Origin of the sequence: Pectobacterium parvum, from assembly GCF_020971565.1 — a bacterium.
Taxonomy (GTDB): domain Bacteria; phylum Pseudomonadota; class Gammaproteobacteria; order Enterobacterales; family Enterobacteriaceae; genus Pectobacterium; species Pectobacterium polare.
On the sequence record NZ_CP087392.1, the window covers coordinates 987,380 to 1,002,500 of the forward strand.

The 15,121-nt window shown below is 52.6% G+C and carries 14 protein-coding genes and 1 pseudogene; 7 read left to right on the forward strand and 8 right to left on the reverse strand.

The genetic code is table 11. The features are described from left to right. The first annotated feature begins 44 nt into the window (after positions 1-44). Complete coding sequence (locus LOZ86_RS04415; protein ID WP_039487816.1) at positions 45-470, forward strand: hypothetical protein; 426 nt, start codon at positions 45-47, stop codon at positions 468-470. Positions 471-756: 286 nt separating this feature from the next. Next, positions 757-1,239: a GNAT family N-acetyltransferase gene (locus LOZ86_RS04425; RefSeq protein WP_039487825.1), complete on the forward strand. Its 483-nt coding sequence runs from the start codon at positions 757-759 to the stop codon at positions 1,237-1,239. A 92-nt stretch (positions 1,240-1,331) separates the two neighbouring features. Here the strand turns inward: LOZ86_RS04425 and LOZ86_RS04430 are convergent, their stop codons facing one another. From LOZ86_RS04430 to LOZ86_RS04445, 4 genes and pseudogenes are all read right to left on the reverse strand, one after another. Next, positions 1,332-2,081 (reverse strand): hypothetical protein, encoded by a 750-nt coding sequence (locus LOZ86_RS04430; RefSeq protein WP_230242892.1) that lies wholly within the window; start codon positions 2,079-2,081, stop codon positions 1,332-1,334. Between the two features lie 235 nt (positions 2,082-2,316). Continuing rightward, a pseudogene (locus LOZ86_RS04435) lies at positions 2,317-3,522 on the reverse strand (IS256 family transposase). 409 nt (positions 3,523-3,931) lie between these two features. Next, positions 3,932-4,588, reverse strand: coding sequence for a DsbA family protein (locus tag LOZ86_RS04440; protein ID WP_039488020.1), 657 nt, complete (start codon positions 4,586-4,588; stop codon positions 3,932-3,934). Continuing rightward, positions 4,576-5,457, reverse strand: coding sequence for an MBL fold metallo-hydrolase (locus tag LOZ86_RS04445; RefSeq protein ID WP_039488018.1), 882 nt, complete (start codon positions 5,455-5,457; stop codon positions 4,576-4,578). The genes LOZ86_RS04440 and LOZ86_RS04445 overlap by 13 nt, the downstream gene beginning before the upstream one ends. A 107-nt stretch (positions 5,458-5,564) precedes the next feature. Between LOZ86_RS04445 and LOZ86_RS04450 the strand changes: the two genes are divergently transcribed. Continuing rightward, the gene (locus LOZ86_RS04450) at positions 5,565-6,485 is read left to right on the forward strand and encodes a LysR family transcriptional regulator (RefSeq protein ID WP_230242894.1); all 921 of its coding nucleotides are present in this window, start codon (positions 5,565-5,567) and stop codon (positions 6,483-6,485) included. 28 nt (positions 6,486-6,513) lie between these two features. On the opposite strand, the gene LOZ86_RS04455 is transcribed toward LOZ86_RS04450, so the two are convergent. Continuing rightward, the gene (locus LOZ86_RS04455; RefSeq protein WP_039277989.1) at positions 6,514-7,437 is read right to left on the reverse strand and encodes a LysR family transcriptional regulator; all 924 of its coding nucleotides are present in this window, start codon (positions 7,435-7,437) and stop codon (positions 6,514-6,516) included. Between the two features lie 151 nt (positions 7,438-7,588). Between LOZ86_RS04455 and lysA the strand changes: the two genes are divergently transcribed. Continuing rightward, positions 7,589-8,851, forward strand: coding sequence for a diaminopimelate decarboxylase (gene lysA, locus LOZ86_RS04460; protein ID WP_039488014.1), 1,263 nt, complete (start codon positions 7,589-7,591; stop codon positions 8,849-8,851). Between the two features lie 19 nt (positions 8,852-8,870). Here lysA and LOZ86_RS04465 read toward each other — a convergent pair whose 3' ends face one another. Beyond that, positions 8,871-9,767: a DMT family transporter gene (locus tag LOZ86_RS04465; protein ID WP_039488013.1), complete on the reverse strand. Its 897-nt coding sequence runs from the start codon at positions 9,765-9,767 to the stop codon at positions 8,871-8,873. A gap of 124 nt (positions 9,768-9,891) precedes the next feature. On the opposite strand from LOZ86_RS04465, the gene LOZ86_RS04470 reads away from it, so the two are divergent. Further along, positions 9,892-10,485: a helix-turn-helix domain-containing protein gene (locus tag LOZ86_RS04470; RefSeq protein WP_052012126.1), complete on the forward strand. Its 594-nt coding sequence runs from the start codon at positions 9,892-9,894 to the stop codon at positions 10,483-10,485. Between the two features lie 53 nt (positions 10,486-10,538). On the opposite strand, the gene LOZ86_RS04475 is transcribed toward LOZ86_RS04470, so the two are convergent. Both LOZ86_RS04475 and LOZ86_RS04480 read right to left on the reverse strand, forming a co-directional pair. Next, positions 10,539-11,552 (reverse strand): LacI family DNA-binding transcriptional regulator, encoded by a 1,014-nt coding sequence (locus tag LOZ86_RS04475; RefSeq protein WP_039488010.1) that lies wholly within the window; start codon positions 11,550-11,552, stop codon positions 10,539-10,541. A 133-nt stretch (positions 11,553-11,685) separates the two neighbouring features. Further along, positions 11,686-12,030, reverse strand: coding sequence for a PTS lactose/cellobiose transporter subunit IIA (locus tag LOZ86_RS04480; protein ID WP_039488009.1), 345 nt, complete (start codon positions 12,028-12,030; stop codon positions 11,686-11,688). A gap of 286 nt (positions 12,031-12,316) precedes the next feature. Between LOZ86_RS04480 and LOZ86_RS04485 the strand changes: the two genes are divergently transcribed. Together LOZ86_RS04485 and LOZ86_RS04490 are read left to right on the forward strand one after the other, a co-directional pair. Further along, positions 12,317-13,654: a PTS sugar transporter subunit IIC gene (locus tag LOZ86_RS04485; protein ID WP_010279159.1), complete on the forward strand. Its 1,338-nt coding sequence runs from the start codon at positions 12,317-12,319 to the stop codon at positions 13,652-13,654. A 24-nt stretch (positions 13,655-13,678) separates the two neighbouring features. Further along, positions 13,679-15,115: a glycoside hydrolase family 1 protein gene (locus tag LOZ86_RS04490; protein ID WP_039488007.1), complete on the forward strand. Its 1,437-nt coding sequence runs from the start codon at positions 13,679-13,681 to the stop codon at positions 15,113-15,115. Positions 15,116-15,121: the final 6 nt, after the last annotated feature.

The following is a 15,121-nucleotide window of genomic DNA, read 5'->3' on the forward strand; positions in this document are numbered from 1 at the left end:
ATACTAAAATGACATCTGTAATCAATGCATGAAGGAACCGAACAATGGCAAATGATGAAATAAAAAATAAATTGGTTTCCGTACTGGCTTCACAACAGGCGCAGGGAAAAACGCCAGAACAGGCTGTCGAACACATCCTTCAGGCATTGGGTGGACGAGCTAATGAGGTGTCCCGTATTTCGATTTTGACGTCGACATTAATTGCCGATGTGCTTTATACCGTGTATCAGGATGCGATAACACACCAGCAGATTGCGGTGATTTTACGCAAACTGTGTTACGCCGCCCGTGACATTGCCACTGCATTACACGCCATTTATCCCCAACTCACCGCCCATGAAATCGGCCAGCTTTTGCAGAGTCCGGAGATTTATCCGACGATCGATCGCGCTGCATTGCTTGATGCGCTGACCTACGCCACTTTTTCCAAAGCGGAAAGTGAGCAGGTTGCTGACGCTCTCGGAGTTTAGAACCCAAATAACAACGCAGAGCATATAGGTGGCTCTTTTGCCGCTGCGGCGACGGATCGATGCTGGTACACGCTGTTAAATACCACCAGTAAATTTAAATCGATACGCCGCAAATCGAGATGCATGATATTCATCAGTCGCTGTAGAGAATGCAGTTCATACAGTATTTTTAATCCGGTAGCATGGCAAGCCTTGGTCATGGTTAGCATTGGAAAAATTAGCACCGGAGAAGAGAGACGTTATGAACCCAGACGTTATGAACCCAGACGTTATGAACACAGCCTTTATGGATATAGTCATTCGCCCCGCGCAGAAATCAGATGCGAGCGTGATTCTGGATTTAATTATCGAGCTTGCCGTGTATGAGAAAGCGCGCCACGAAGTGCTGGCCTCGCTTGAGGATATTGAACGCTCGTTATTTGGCGAGGAAGCGACGGCTGAAACGCTGATTTGCGAAATTGATGGTAAGCCTGTTGGCTATGCGATTTTCTTCATGAGCTACTCAACCTGGCTGGGGAAATATGGCATCTATCTGGAAGATCTCTACATCGCGCAGGCGTATCGTAATGCGGGTGCGGGCAAAGCGCTGCTGAAACAGGTTGCGCGTCTTGCGCAGGAAAGACAGTGCGGACGGCTGGAATGGAGCGTGCTGGACTGGAACCAACCCGCGATCGATTTCTATAAGAACATTGGTGCGAAGCCGCAGGATGAGTGGGTTCGCTATCGGATGGACGAGAAGGGCATCGCTGATTTTGTCACGGCATCGTAGCGGTGTCGCTCCTGCCAGCCTGAAGGCAGCAGGAGCCAGTCAATTAACGCGTTGACGCCGCCAACGTGGTGCCTGCCAGAATTAAAATCCCATCAGTTGAACGTTTCAACCGTCCTATGCTGCTTGGGGTAAAAAACAGGTTCAATATTTATTTTTGCTATTTCAAAATTTGGTTGAATTTTTCTTATTGCACAATTTGGCTTCGGAAACAGTGCCGGTTTCACCGGCGATGGCGGGAGTTGATGATTTTTTGTCTGGCTTACCTGCTCACCAACGCTGCTCTTGGTTATCCCACGCTTCGCTTTTATCATTTCAATACTCCGCCGAAAGTCAGCCAGTTTTGACTCCGAGGGCTGAGTTGGCTTAAACGAATATAGCGGGAGTTGATGATTTTTTGTCTGGCTTACTTGTTCACCAGTACTCTCCTTGGCTGAGGTCCATTTCTCTATTTCGCTATTAGCAGGCCCCTGAAAATCTTTCCCTGTCTTATTTAGATTTTTGGCCATTAAGGGGCGGGGACAGGGATATGTTTTTATTCTTTTCTCTAAATCTTCCTTATTGGTTGTGTATTTAGAGTTTTTATTTTTTGTTTTTAGTGTGGGTAACAGAGAGGCACTAGGCTTTTCTGTCTGATTTATCTGTGTACTTGTATTTTTAGAATGAATATGTTTTTCATTTCTAAAAATGCTTTTGATCTTTGAAAGAATTGCGTGTGAAAATTTGGTTTTGGCTTCTGTTTTTAGCGTTGGGTTAGTTGCCTGTGGTTCATCAATAGAAGAAGAAGAAGAAGAAGAAGAAGAAGAAAAAGAAGAAGAAGAAAAAGAAGAAGAATGAGAAATCATTTTTACTACTCCAGTTGATTTTAAATCCTATTGTCCCGTTTTTAATAAGGCGTTGTCTTTCAAAGAACGATTAAACGTTAGCAAAGGCTCAGCATGGTCTTGCATTATGGGCAGCGTTCATGTCTCTGCTCTGACGCTTATCTTCAGGCTGCTCTGAAGGTAAAGTAAGAAGTATGGAATTAGCTACTTTGGGGAGGGTAGAGCCTGTCAGTAATTCTGTGTAACTGCCCAGTCGTTAAAGGTGATCGCTCAGGCGGTCACCGAACTCGATAATAAAACGACTCATCGCCAGTCGCCAGTTCTGGATCGGCATACTCCATTTTTTCGACGCATCCCTGATCGCCAGATAAATCACTTTCCGTACCGAGTCATCTGTCGGGAACACTTTACGTTTCTTTATTGCCTGACGGATTACGCTGTTCAGCGATTCGATAGCGTTTGTGGTGTAGATGGCCTTGCGGATATCCGGTGGATAGTTGAAGAACGTATTCAGGTTTTCCCAGTGCGCACGCCAGCTTTTGCTGATTTGCGGGTATTTATCGTCCCAAACTTTTGCGAACGCATCCAGCGCCATCAGTGCCGCCTCTTCGGTCGGGCCTGATAAACCGCCTTCAGCCCGCTGGTGACCGCTTTGTAGTCCTTCCAGGATACGTATTTCAGGCTGTTACGCACCATATGGATGATGAACAGCTGGATATGGGTCTGGGGGTAGACGCTGTTTATCGCATCCGGGAAGCCCTTCAGCCCGTCCACACAGGCAATCAGGATGTCCTGAAGACCCCTATTTTTCAGCTCCGTCAGCACGTTCAGCCAAAACTTTGCGCCTTCATTTTCGGCCAGCCACATACCCAGTAATTCTTTCTGGCCTTCGAGATTAATACCTAAGGCCATAAAACAGCTTTGTTTTCACACTGCCATTCTGACGGACTTTTACGACAATGCAGTCCATATAAACAATGGGATACAGCGCATCCAGTTGCCGGTTTTGCCACTCAGTAACCTGCTCTTTTACCGCGTCGGTGACCTTAGATATCAGCGTGGGCGACACATCAGCGTCGTACATTTCTTTGAAGGTAGCGACGATTTCGCGGGTGGCCATTCCTTTGGCGTAGAGGGATAAAATCTGGCTGTCCATCTGCGTAATGCGCGTCTGGTTCTTCTTAATCAGCTGCGGTTCGAAGGTATTTTCACGGTCACGCGGCGTGTTCAGTTCTATCTCGCCGTCATCGCACAACACCGTTTTTGACGAGTAGCCATTACGGGTGTTTGAACCTGTTTTGGGGGCGTTTTTCTCATGCCCGAGGTGGTCAGTCAGCTCCGCATTGAGCGCCGTTTCGACGGTTAATTTCGTCAGCATACGGGAAAACTGATTGAGGTCGGCTTCGGTTTTAAGACCTTTAGCCAGTTCAGCCGCGAGGGCTTTGAGTTTCTTTTCGTCCATAATTGCCTGTCTCCTTTGCTGGAGTGAACATATCAAAAACAGGCAATTACACAATTTTAATTACAGTCTCGGAGGGTATGCATTATATCACTACATTAGCCCATGGTTTTTTGCCATTTTTACTTTCCTTAACGATTTTAAACGTTATTCTCCGTTTATTTTATTGTTCTTTTCTTTCAGAAAACGATTAAAAATCACTATTCTCAGTATTGTTTTTAATTATTTACAGTGAGTAACCTGTCTTTTATGTCATTCAGAAATACTGCTTAATTGCGTGTTACTAGTAAATGATTGGAGTGAGTAAGATAAATTAGCATGGGGTGTAACAAGTATACGCTAATTTAAAATGATACAGATGGTGTAAAAAGTGAAAAAAAGGGCAAGCCGTGGCTTGCTCCCTTTAGAACGTTTATGCTGTCGCGTGGTTGACCATCTGTGTCAGCACCTTGCGCCATGCGTCTACCTGACCCAGATAGTTTGAGGCTGGGATTTGCTGGAAATTCCCGTTGGCGTCTTCCAGCGCAAAAGTAGGGAAGCCTTGTCCACGTACTTTCGCCAGTAATTCCCGGCTAGCGCTGATGTGCTTTGACAGCGTTTCTGCCTGAATAAAAGCGAACTCGGTGCTGAAAGCCTCGCCATCCAGACCGATTGCTTCCGCGCACTGACGCAGCACGGCGGCGTCGACGATTTTTAGCCCGGAAACGTAGTGCGCACGCTCAATCTCGTGCAGCATCACCATGCCTTTATCATCCATCGCTTCCGCAGCGAGTACGGCAGCTGTCGGCGGCGCGGAATCCAGCACAACGCTGGTGTCGCGCAGCAGCCCTTCGTAATACGCTTCCCCGAAGGTCTGCCCGGTCATTTGTGCAATGCGGCGATCGTGGGGGATCACGTAATCGTGCCACTCTGGGGTGATGGTGCGGCTATTGCTGCCCGTCATCATACCGCCGCCGTGGAGGATCAGATCCAGCCCATCAATCTCCTGCGCGGCCAGCGCGAGTGGGGCGGCGCCGTAGCACCAGCCGCACAACGGATCGTAAATGTAATGCAGTCTTACTGTGGCCACTTCATTTCACCTTTCAGGACTTTGGCGCTCAGTTCAAGACCCGATTCTTCTTTCAGCGTCGGGTAGTGTTTTTTCATTGCTGCGATCAGTTCGGCAGAATCTTTGCTTTTTGCCAGCTCTTTTTCCACCGTATCCAGATATTGCAGCGTAAACGTCACGTTTTTCAAGGTGTAATCCGTTGGCGCGATAAAGTGACCCGGCACGACGGTGGTTGGCTTCAGCGCTTCAATGGATTTCAGCGTGTCACGCCAGTGAACGCGAGATTCTGGTGTTTGGGTATCGGCAAGCCAGACGTGGATGTTGGCAGATACCGGAATACCGCCGACTACGGCTTTCAGCGAAGGGATCCAGACGTAAGTGCGATCCGGCGTTGGCCCTTTCAGACCTTTCACTTCCAGTTTTTTGCCGTCAACGGTAAAGCTATCGCCTTCAAGCGCTTGAGGAACCACGATCTCTTTCGGCGCGTTCTCTTTCAGTACTGGGCCCCAGTGCGCCACTTTGCCGTCTTTGCTGGCGTTGATCGCATCGATGGTTGCCTGAGTCGCAATAATTTTAGCGTCCGGGAACGCGGCTTTAATCACGTCCAGACCGAAATAGTAGTCAGGGTCAGAATGGCTGATATAGACGGTGGTCAGTTTTTTTCCGGTGGCCTTGATGCGATCAACCAGCGTTTGGGCATCGTTACGCTGGAACTGCGCATCGATCAGCGCGACTTCTTTATCGCCGCTGATAATTTCAGAAGAAACCGGGAATATGCTGGCTTCACCAGGATTAAACACGTCGATTTTTAACTCGGCGGCGTTAGCCGCAGAAGCCAGACCTAGCGATGCAGCGAGTAAAGACACGGTAAAAGCGACAGATTTAGACATGGTGATACTCCACAGGTATGACAGAAAGTGGGATCATGTTATGTTGCATTAATCGTACGAAAAACCGCAAAACGGGCAATTGTTTGTTGCATAAAACGGACTAATTTATGGATCGCATTACGGCTGCTGAAGTGTTTGTAACGATTATAGACCGCGGTAGCATGATTGCGGCGGCAGAGACGCTGGATATGTCTCGGGCGATGGTGACGCGCTATCTGGCGGAAATGGAAGCATGGGCAGGAGCGCGGCTATTGCATCGCACCACGCGCAAGCTGAGCCTGACGGATGCGGGTGAAAAAACGCTGGCACGCTGTCGGGAAATGCTGGCGCTGACGGCGGATATGCGCGTCGAGGCCGATAGCGACGATGCCACGTTAAGCGGTTTGCTGCGCGTCAGCTGTTCGCAGTCGCTGGCGCAGGGTGCGCTCGGTATGGCGATAACGGCTTTTCTGCGGCGGCATCCTCGGGTCGCTATCGATCTGCAAATGAATAACCGAACGGTGAATCTGGTTGAGGAACGTATCGATCTGGCGCTGCGCATCACCAACGAGCTGGATCCCAATCTAATTGCCCGACCGCTTTCAAGCTGTGAGTCGGTGCTGTGTGCATCGCCTTCTTATCTGAATGAGCACGGTATTCCGCGACAGCTTACCGATCTCTCGATTCATAACTGCCTGACCTACACCTATTTCGGCAAAAGCCTGTGGCATTTTTCCCGTGGTGATGAAAAATTTACGATTCCTGTTAGCGGTAATCTGAGCGGCAGCGAGTCACTGGTGCTGCTGGCGGGTGCGCTGGAAGGAGCTGGCATCGCGCTGCAACCGCGCTATTCTGTGGCACCTTATCTCGCTAGCGGACAACTGGTGGCGCTGTTGCCGGAATACCGCCCGCAGGCGAGGGGGATTTACGGTATTTACACCTCGCGCCGCCAGATGCCTGCTGCGCTGCGTACTTTGCTGGATTTTCTGGTGGAATGGTTTGCTCACGATCCTCGCTGGCGGGCGCTGGCACAGCCATCGGTGGTGTGACGGCGCTAATCGCAAGCGAATCACGTTATTAGCGCTGCAAGACCTGCTCCAGACGGGAAGGCACATCGGCGGCATACTGCTTGAGTTGATCAATCACGGTATCGACCAACGCCGAAGCGGGGCGATGCAGCGGACGAATCAGGCTGACCGTAAAGGGCACATCGATGCTGAAAGGCCGCACGACTACGCCGGAGGCGGCATAATCCAACGCAGTGAGCGGGTTAACGATCGACAGCCCGATGCCCGCCCGCACCATCGCACACACGGACGCCGCGCTGTGGGTTTCCAGCACCATCCTGCGCGACACGCCCTGTTCCTGAAACAGCTTATCCAGCAACTGGCGATAGCTGTCGGCGCTCGACAGGCTGATAAAGGGCTCATCGGCAAAATCCTGCGGCGTGAGCACCGCTTTTTGCGCCAGCGGATGCCCGGCAGGCAGCACGCACACTTCATTGAGCAACATCAGCGTTTGCCGCTCGGTGCCGGCGGGCGTGAGGCTGTTTTCCGTTAAGCCCAAATCGTGGCGCTGGGCAGACAGCCACTCTTCCAGCAGCGGCGACTCTTGCGGGATAATGTGCAGATTAAGCAACGGGTAACGCGCGAGCAGCGGCTTGCAGGCGTCGGGCAGCAGCGACTGTGAGAACACAGGCAGACAGGCAATCGAAAGCTGCGCCTGCTGAAAACGGCGAATATCGCTGGCGGCGTTGATAATCCGATCCAGCCCATAATACGAGCGCTGCACTTCTTCAAACAGCTGTAGCCCCTGCGCGGTGGGGTAAAGCCTGCCGCGCAGCCGCTCGAACAGCGTCATCTGAATCAGCTTCTCGAAGCGCGCCAGCTCGCGGCTGACGGTCGGCTGTGAGGTGTTCAGCAGGTCCGCTGCTTCCGTCAGATTCCCGGTCGTCATCACCGCATGGAAAATTTCGATGTGCCGTAAGGATACTGCTGCCATGTTGCCTCCTTCATTCATGTTTATAAACAGGCACTGTGATAAACCATATCAGAAATGAATAGAGTCAGCTAAAAACGATATTTGTTTACCCATTGGGTACATTTTATAGTGCCTGCCTATCATCTTTAACCCTGCCAATCGGTAATTTTTTATGCCTCACGATCTGAATGACGTAACCCATGCTCTGAATGCGCAAAGCCTGCGTGAACTGCCTGCCCGCTTTGGTTGCCCGGTTTGGGCCTATGACGCGCAGACTATCGTTAACCGCATCGCCCAACTGCGCCAGTTCGACACAATCCGCTTCGCGCAGAAGGCGTGTTCCAACACGCACATTTTGCGCCTGATGCGTGAGCAGGGTGTGAAAGTGGATTCGGTATCGCTGGGTGAGATCGAGCGTGCGCTGATTGCAGGATTTGTGCCGGGCACCGATGCGCATGAGATCGTATTTACTGCCGATCTGCTGGATCGTCCGACGCTGCAACGCGTTTCCGAACTGAACATTCCGGTGAACGCGGGTTCGGTCGATATGCTGGAACAGCTGGGGCAACAGTCGCCGGGGCATCCGGTATGGCTGCGCGTGAATCCGGGCTTTGGTCATGGTCACAGCCAGAAAACCAACACCGGCGGTGAGAACAGCAAGCACGGTATCTGGTACGGTGATTTGCCTCTGGCGCTGGCGCACATTCAGCGTTATCAACTGAAGCTGGTGGGAATCCACATGCACATCGGTTCCGGCGTCGATTACGGCCATCTGGAACAGGTGTGCGAGGCTATGGTGCAGCAGGTCGTTGAGCTGGGTCAGGATATCGAGGCGATTTCAGCGGGCGGCGGGCTGTCGATTCCCTATCGCCACGGTGAAGAAGCGATTGATACCGAACACTATTACGGGCTGTGGAACGCGGCGCGTGAGAAAATTGCCGCGCATCTCGGTCATCCGGTGACGCTGGAAATTGAGCCAGGACGTTTTCTGGTTGCGGAATCCGGCGTGCTGGTGGCGGAAGTACGGGCGATAAAATCCATGGGAAGTCGCCACTTTGTGCTGGTCGATGCCGGGTTTAACGATCTGATGCGTCCGGCGATGTACGGCAGCTATCACCACGTTTCTCTGCTGCCGGGCGATGGCCGCGATATCAGTCAGTCCACGCTGCGCGATAGCGTGATTGCCGGGCCGCTGTGTGAATCCGGCGATGTGTTTACCCAGCAGGCGGGTGGCGGCGTGGAAATGTTCGCGCTGCCGGATGCGCAGGTTGGCGACTATCTGGTGTTCCATGACACCGGTGCGTACGGTGCATCCATGTCTTCTAACTACAACAGCCGTCCGCTGCTGCCGGAAGTGCTGTTTGAAAACGGCGAACCGCGCCTGATTCGCCGTCGTCAGACGCTGGACGAGCTGCTGGCGCTGGAAGCGCTTTAATCGGTTTTATTCGGTGGTATCAGGGGAGAAGCGCTCTGCTTTTCCCCCAGAACGTGATACGCCAGCCAAACGTCATTCCGGCAGCGGACAGCAGAATGGCGACCGCCCCGGCAAGTTGCATCGCGTCAAGTCGATGCCCAAAAGCCACCCAGTCGACCAGTGCGGCGATAACGGGATAGATAAACGACAGTGCGCCAACCAGCGCGGTCGGGATCTTCTGGATCGCGCTGTATAACAGCGTCGACATCAGCCCAGTATGGATCACGCCAATCGCCACAAGCATTCCCCACTGTGAAGCCGTAGGAGACGCAGGCATTGCCGCGAAGGGGACAAGCACCACGACGCCAACGAGCAGCTGTATCAGCACCAGCAGGTGCGGCGGGATCCCTGACAACTTTTTCGTTATCGCAGCTGCCACGGCGTAGAAGAATGCCGCACCCAATGCCATCAGCACACCGGACAGATAGCCTTTGCCATCGCTGTCGGCCCCCATTTGGGCGCTGACGATTAGGACGATGCCGCCAAAGGCACACAGTAGCCAGAAGGTTTTGTTGAGGGTCAGCGCTTCCCTGAAAAAGACCGCGCCTAGCCCCACGAGCATAAAGGGCTGCGTGTGATAAACCACGGTGGCGACGGCGATAGAGGCGTGTGCATAAGCGCCAAACAGTAGCGTCCAGTTGAGCACCAGCGCCAGGCCGCCGAGTACGGCAATGCCAGCCTGCTTTCTGCTAATGATGCCTCGCCGCAGCAAGCCCAATAGCCCGCAGACGATTAACATCGTCAATGCGCCGAACGCGCAGCGCCAGAAGACGGCTGTCATCGCGGGTTGCCCTGCCGTTAAAACGAACCAGCCAACCGTACCGGAAATGATCATCGCGATAGTCATTTCTATCGTGCCGCGAGTCTGGGGTGTCATCTTTTTTTCCTGCCTGTCAGTGTGAAAAGTGTGCTGCTATAGCGAACAAAATTTTTTATAATGAACAACAGAACAAAATAATGAACACAAACTATTTGTTCGTCAAGTCGAACAAATGGACATTATGGTGAACGCTATGACGATCGATAATCAGGAAAATGGCGCGCAGGAAATTACGCCTATTGCACGGCTGGCCGTTGCTATTCGGCGTGAACGTGAGCGGTTAAACCTGTCAGTCACCGAGCTGGCAAAGCGCGCAGGGCTGGCAAAATCAACGCTTTCGCAGCTGGAAACCGGGGTCGGCAATCCAAGTCTGGAAACGCTCTGGGCGCTGGCGATGGCGCTTGACGTGCAGGTCAGCCAGTTGATTGGTCAGTCTCGCCAGCACGTGCAGGTGATTCGGGCTAACGAAGGCGCAGCAACCTATTCGGAGCAGGCAAACTATGCCGCAACGCTGCTGGCGGCGTGTCCGGCAGGCGCGCACCGAGATATCTATCGGCTGAAGGTGCAACCGGGAGAAGCCAGAGTCTCCCAACCGCATAAACCGGGGACGATCGAACACGTGATTCTGAGCAGCGGTCGCGCCAGAATTGGGCCTGTCGCACAGCCCGTTGAACTGAGCGCGGGGGATTACATCAGCTACTCCGCTGATGTCCCGCATCTGTTTGACGCGCTGGAAGCGGATACGAGTGCGGTGATGCTGATTGAGCATGGCTAAAGAGGCGAACCCCGTGCAGGCTGTTTGCGCGGGGCGTAATTTTATGGTGAGTTTTACTTAGCGTAATACGGCCCTTTCTGTACCGACTCGCGCAGCTTAAGTTCGCCGGTGAAGGGCTGTAGCGGGTTGACGTCTTTGCCTGCGATCAGATCCAGTACTTGCGTAATCGCGGTGGCGGCCATCTCTTCAATCGGCATGTAGACGGTGGAAAGAGAAGGGTGCAGATAGGTCGCGCAGGGTTCATCGTCAAAGCCGAAGACGGAGATATCCTGAGGCAATTTTTTCCCTGCCTCGTACAGCGCTTTCATTGCGCCAATCGCCATGTGATCGTTGCTGACAAACAGCGCGCTAAAGCTGACGCCGCTGTCCAGCAACTGGCGTGCAGCCTGATAGCCGCTGGCGACCATGCTGGTGCCATATGCCACCCGACGTGGTTCAAGCGCGATCTGGTGGGTGGTTAATGCCTGCTGATAACCCGCGAGCCGCGCCTGTGCCGTCGGCGTTTTCATGGGGGCGGTGATAAAAGCGATCTCACGGTGGCCCTGTTCGATCAGGTAATTCACTACGTCAAATGCGGCCTGCTGCTGGCGGAAGAAAATACAGCGTTCCCGTGCCTGTGGCAGATCGCGATTCATCACGATCATCGGAATAGTCAGCGTGTCGAGCAGCGTCATGAGGTCCGTTTCGGACATATAGCGGGTATAGAGAATAATGGCGTCGCATTGTCTGTCAGACAGAAGCTGCACCGCACGATGCTCATCTTCCGGCGTATCGTGCCCGTCGGTGACGATCAGGTGTTTGCCGTTGCTTTCCGCGATATCCGCCGCACGCCGCAACAGGCGGCCAAAGTAGGGGCCGTCAAAATTGGAAATAACGAGACCAATGCTGTTTGAAGTACGACGAGCCAGCGAACGCGCCAGAAAGTTAGGACGGTAGCCTAGCTCCTCCATTGCCTGAAATACGGCATCGCGTGTTGCCTGTTTGACCTGACCCGTGCCGTTTAGCACTCTGGAGACGGTCGCTTTAGACACGCCTGCACGTCTTGCCACCTCAAGCATGGTTTTCATCGCTGCACCTTAATTGAGTATGATGACGGGCTAAAAACGCCTATTCATCCCTGTTACGAACATCATATGGCATGTTACCACAGGCATATTGTTGGATTTAACGCCTGATGTTCGTTTCTCAATCAGATTTTTGTCAATTTTGTGATGCAGCCATTTCTCGGCGTAGCAAGACAATCTCTTCTGCCAAATCCCGGCAGAGCATGGCGGTCATCAGATGATCCTGCGCATGCACCATGATCAGGTTGACGGGCACCTTGCCTTCCCCTTCGTCCAGACCGATCAGCCGTGTTTGAACGCGATGAGCCGCACGCGCCGCTTCTTGTGACGCCGCGAGCAGATCGTCAGCCTGTTGCCACTCCCGTTGGCGTGCCGCCTGAATGGCCATCATGGCGTTTGAGCGCGCTTCACCCGCATTAATCAGCAGTTCCATCACGGTTTGTTCCATATCGAATGCAGGAATGTTTTCTGTGTCTTTCATCGTAGGTTTCCTTATCGCAGTCAGGAAAGCAGCCCAAGTTGGTTGATAACTTATGTGGCTGACAATCTATGTAGCTGAGAAATTATGGTATGCCAAAAATCACATTTTCATCATATTGGAATTCCAATATCGTCTTGTGAGAATCATGTCACAGAAAAATAATTCATTATGGTTGATTTTTGGTATGCCAAACGCGAAAGCGCGGTACCTGCATTTACCCTGCGCGTAACGGCCATCCCGCGTGTCACACGCGATATAACAATATGATGATGAAAGAGGTGGTGTTATGTCATTTAAGGACCAACTGATTGATTCATTGGGCTCCTTTGCCAATAAATTTAACAGTCTGCGTTACATTATGGCGATTAAGGCATCTTTTATTACGCTGATGCCTGTCATTATCGTCGGGGCGTTTTCCGTTCTGATTTCCAACATGGTGATGGATCCGAAAAATGGTCTGGCCAGTTTTTCTATGTTTTCGTTTCTGGCGGAACTGAAACCGATTATGAGCGGCATTAACTACGCCACGCTCAGTTTTCTGACTATCGGTGCCGTCTTCCTGATTGGTATCGAGCTTGGGAAGATTAACGGTTCACGCGGGCTGTTTCCCGGCCTGCTGGCGGTGATCTGCTTTATTGCCGTCACGCCAACCACGATCGAAATGGCCGTCAACGGGCAGATGATGGTGGTGAAAGATGTGCTGGCGAAACAGTTCTCCGATACCAAAAGCCTGTTTCTAGGGATGTTCATCGCCATCCTGTCTGTCGAGATGTATACCAAGCTGCAAAATGTCGATCGGCTACAGATTAAAATGCCAGACAGCGTGCCGCCCAACGTCGCGGCCTCTTTTTCTGCGCTGTTCCCTTCCATCATCACGGTGGTTGCTATCGCCACCTTTGGGTTTGTGTTTCACCGCGTGACGGGCATGTATCTGTATGACGCTGTTTATAAAGTCGTACAGCAGCCGCTGGAATCCGTGGTGCAAAGCCTGCCTGGTTTACTGGTGCTGATGTTTGTCGCTCAGCTGTTCTGGGTGATCGGGATTCACGGCAACCAGATGATTAAACCGATTCGTGAACCGCTGCTGCTGGGGGCGATTGCCGTCAACATGACCGCGTTCGAGCAGGGGCATGAGATACCAAACATTATCACCATGCCGTTTTGGGATGTGTACATGAGCATCGGCGGTTCCGGCCTGACGATTGGCCTGCTGCTGGCGGTGATGATTGCTTCCAAGCGCAAAGAGATGAAAGAGATCGCCAAAATTTCTTTCGGCCCTAGCGTGTTCAATATTAATGAGCCGGTGATTTTTGGTATGCCGATTATGCTCAACCCAATTCTGGCTATTCCCTTCATTATCACACCGTTAGTGACGGGCACGATTGGCTATTTCGCCACCAGCATGGGGTTTGCGGGCAAAGCCGTGGTGATGGTGCCGTGGACGACACCGCCGATCATTAACGCCTGGCTGTCGACGGCGGGATCGATGGGGGCCGTCGCGACACAGATCGTATGCATCATCGTCGCGATGCTGATCTATCTGCCGTTTGTCAAAGTGGCGTCCCGTCGTGCCGAGCTGGCGCAGTTGGAAGCAGAAAAGCAGGCCGCAGCGGAAAAAGCCTAAAACGGACGAGAAGAGAGGTAACGCATGAGTAAGGTTGCACTGACTATTCCACCGGATTTTATTCTGGGCGCGGCGGCATCGGCATGGCAAACGGAAGGATGGAGCGGCAAGAAAGCCGGGCAGGATTCCTATCTGGATCTCTGGTACAAGCAGGATCGCCAGGTCTGGCACAACGGCTACGGTCCGGCGAAAGCGACGGACTTCTTTAATCGCTATCGGGAAGATGTGGCGCTGATGAAGCTGGCAGGGCTGACGCACTACCGTACGTCGATCAACTGGTCACGCTTTATGCTGGACTATGAGAAAGGCATCGTCGATGAGGAGTACGCGGCCTATATCGATAACCTGCTGGATGAAATGCACCGGCAGGGGATCGAGCCGATGATCTGCCTTGAGCATTACGAGCTGCCCGCTTGCCTGCTGGAGAAGTATCAGGGTTGGTCATCCAAGCAGGTGGTGGAGTGGTTTGTGCTGTACGCCGACGCGGTTTTCGCCCGCTATGCCGGGAAAGTGAAGCGCTGGTTTACCTTCAATGAGCCGATTGTGGTGCAGACGCGCGTTTATCTGGACGCGCTACGCTACCCTTATGAGCAGAACACGCACACGTGGATGCAGTGGAATCACCATAAGAATCTGGCGACGGCAAAAGTGGTGCAGCGGTTTCGGCAGCAGGGCTATCACCGAGATGGCGGCTCGATCGGCGTGATTCTCAATCCCGAAGTCACCTATCCGCGATCCCGTGCGGCGCACGATGTGAAAGCAGCGCACCTTTACGATCTGTTCTATAACCGGGTTTTTCTCGATCCGGCGTTAAAAGGCGAATACCCGGCGGAGCTGGTGGCGCTGCTGGCGCAGCATCAGGTGAAGTGGGATTACACGGAAGAAGAGCTGGCGATCATTCGGGAGAATACGGTCGATGAGGTTGGGATCAACCTGTATTACCCGCATCGGGTCAAAGCGCCCAGCCGTGAGTGGAACAAAGAGACACCGTTCCATCCGGCCTATTATTACGAGCATTTTGAGCTGCCGGGGCGTCGGATGAACACCTCGCGTGGCTGGGAGATCAATCCCAAAATCATTTATGACATGGCGAAGCGCATAGAGCGCGACTACGGCAATGCGCCGTGGTTTGTGGCGGAAAACGGCATCGGTATCGAGAACGAAGCCCGCTTTAAAGACGATGCGGGCGTGATTCAGGACGATTACCGCATCGCATTTATTGCTGAGCACCTGTACTGGACGCTGAAGGCGAAGGAAGAGGGCGCAAACTGCCGTGGCTACATGCTGTGGGCCTTTACCGACAACGTCTCGCCGATGAACGCGTTTAAAAACCGCTACGGATTGATTGAAATCGATCTGGAACAGGATCGGCAACGGCGGCCGAAAAAATCCGCCGCCTGGTTTCGTCAGCTACACGACACGCGTCGGCTTGAATTGACGCTGGATGATGAAGAGAAATAGGTGCAG

What these genes read in the sequence shown, in the direction of transcription:
- lysA (WP_039488014.1), top strand. Translation starts at nt 7,589, where the DNA reads ATGCCTCACGATCTGAATGACGTAACCCATGCTCTGAATGCGCAAAGC.
- LOZ86_RS04470 (WP_052012126.1), top strand. Translation starts at nt 9,892, where the DNA reads ATGGTGAACGCTATGACGATCGATAATCAGGAAAATGGCGCGCAGGAA.
- LOZ86_RS04480 (WP_039488009.1), bottom strand. Translation starts at nt 12,030, where the DNA reads ATGAAAGACACAGAAAACATTCCTGCATTCGATATGGAACAAACCGTG.
- LOZ86_RS04415 (WP_039487816.1), top strand. Translation starts at nt 45, where the DNA reads ATGGCAAATGATGAAATAAAAAATAAATTGGTTTCCGTACTGGCTTCA.
- LOZ86_RS04475 (WP_039488010.1), bottom strand. Translation starts at nt 11,552, where the DNA reads ATGAAAACCATGCTTGAGGTGGCAAGACGTGCAGGCGTGTCTAAAGCG.
- LOZ86_RS04430 (WP_230242892.1), bottom strand. Translation starts at nt 2,081, where the DNA reads ATGATTTCTCATTCTTCTTCTTTTTCTTCTTCTTCTTTTTCTTCTTCT.
- LOZ86_RS04455 (WP_039277989.1), bottom strand. Translation starts at nt 7,437, where the DNA reads ATGGCAGCAGTATCCTTACGGCACATCGAAATTTTCCATGCGGTGATG.
- LOZ86_RS04465 (WP_039488013.1), bottom strand. Translation starts at nt 9,767, where the DNA reads ATGACACCCCAGACTCGCGGCACGATAGAAATGACTATCGCGATGATC.
- LOZ86_RS04425 (WP_039487825.1), top strand. Translation starts at nt 757, where the DNA reads ATGGATATAGTCATTCGCCCCGCGCAGAAATCAGATGCGAGCGTGATT.
- LOZ86_RS04445 (WP_039488018.1), bottom strand. Translation starts at nt 5,457, where the DNA reads ATGTCTAAATCTGTCGCTTTTACCGTGTCTTTACTCGCTGCATCGCTA.
- LOZ86_RS04485 (WP_010279159.1), top strand. Translation starts at nt 12,317, where the DNA reads ATGTCATTTAAGGACCAACTGATTGATTCATTGGGCTCCTTTGCCAAT.
- LOZ86_RS04490 (WP_039488007.1), top strand. Translation starts at nt 13,679, where the DNA reads ATGAGTAAGGTTGCACTGACTATTCCACCGGATTTTATTCTGGGCGCG.
- LOZ86_RS04450 (WP_230242894.1), top strand. Translation starts at nt 5,565, where the DNA reads ATGGATCGCATTACGGCTGCTGAAGTGTTTGTAACGATTATAGACCGC.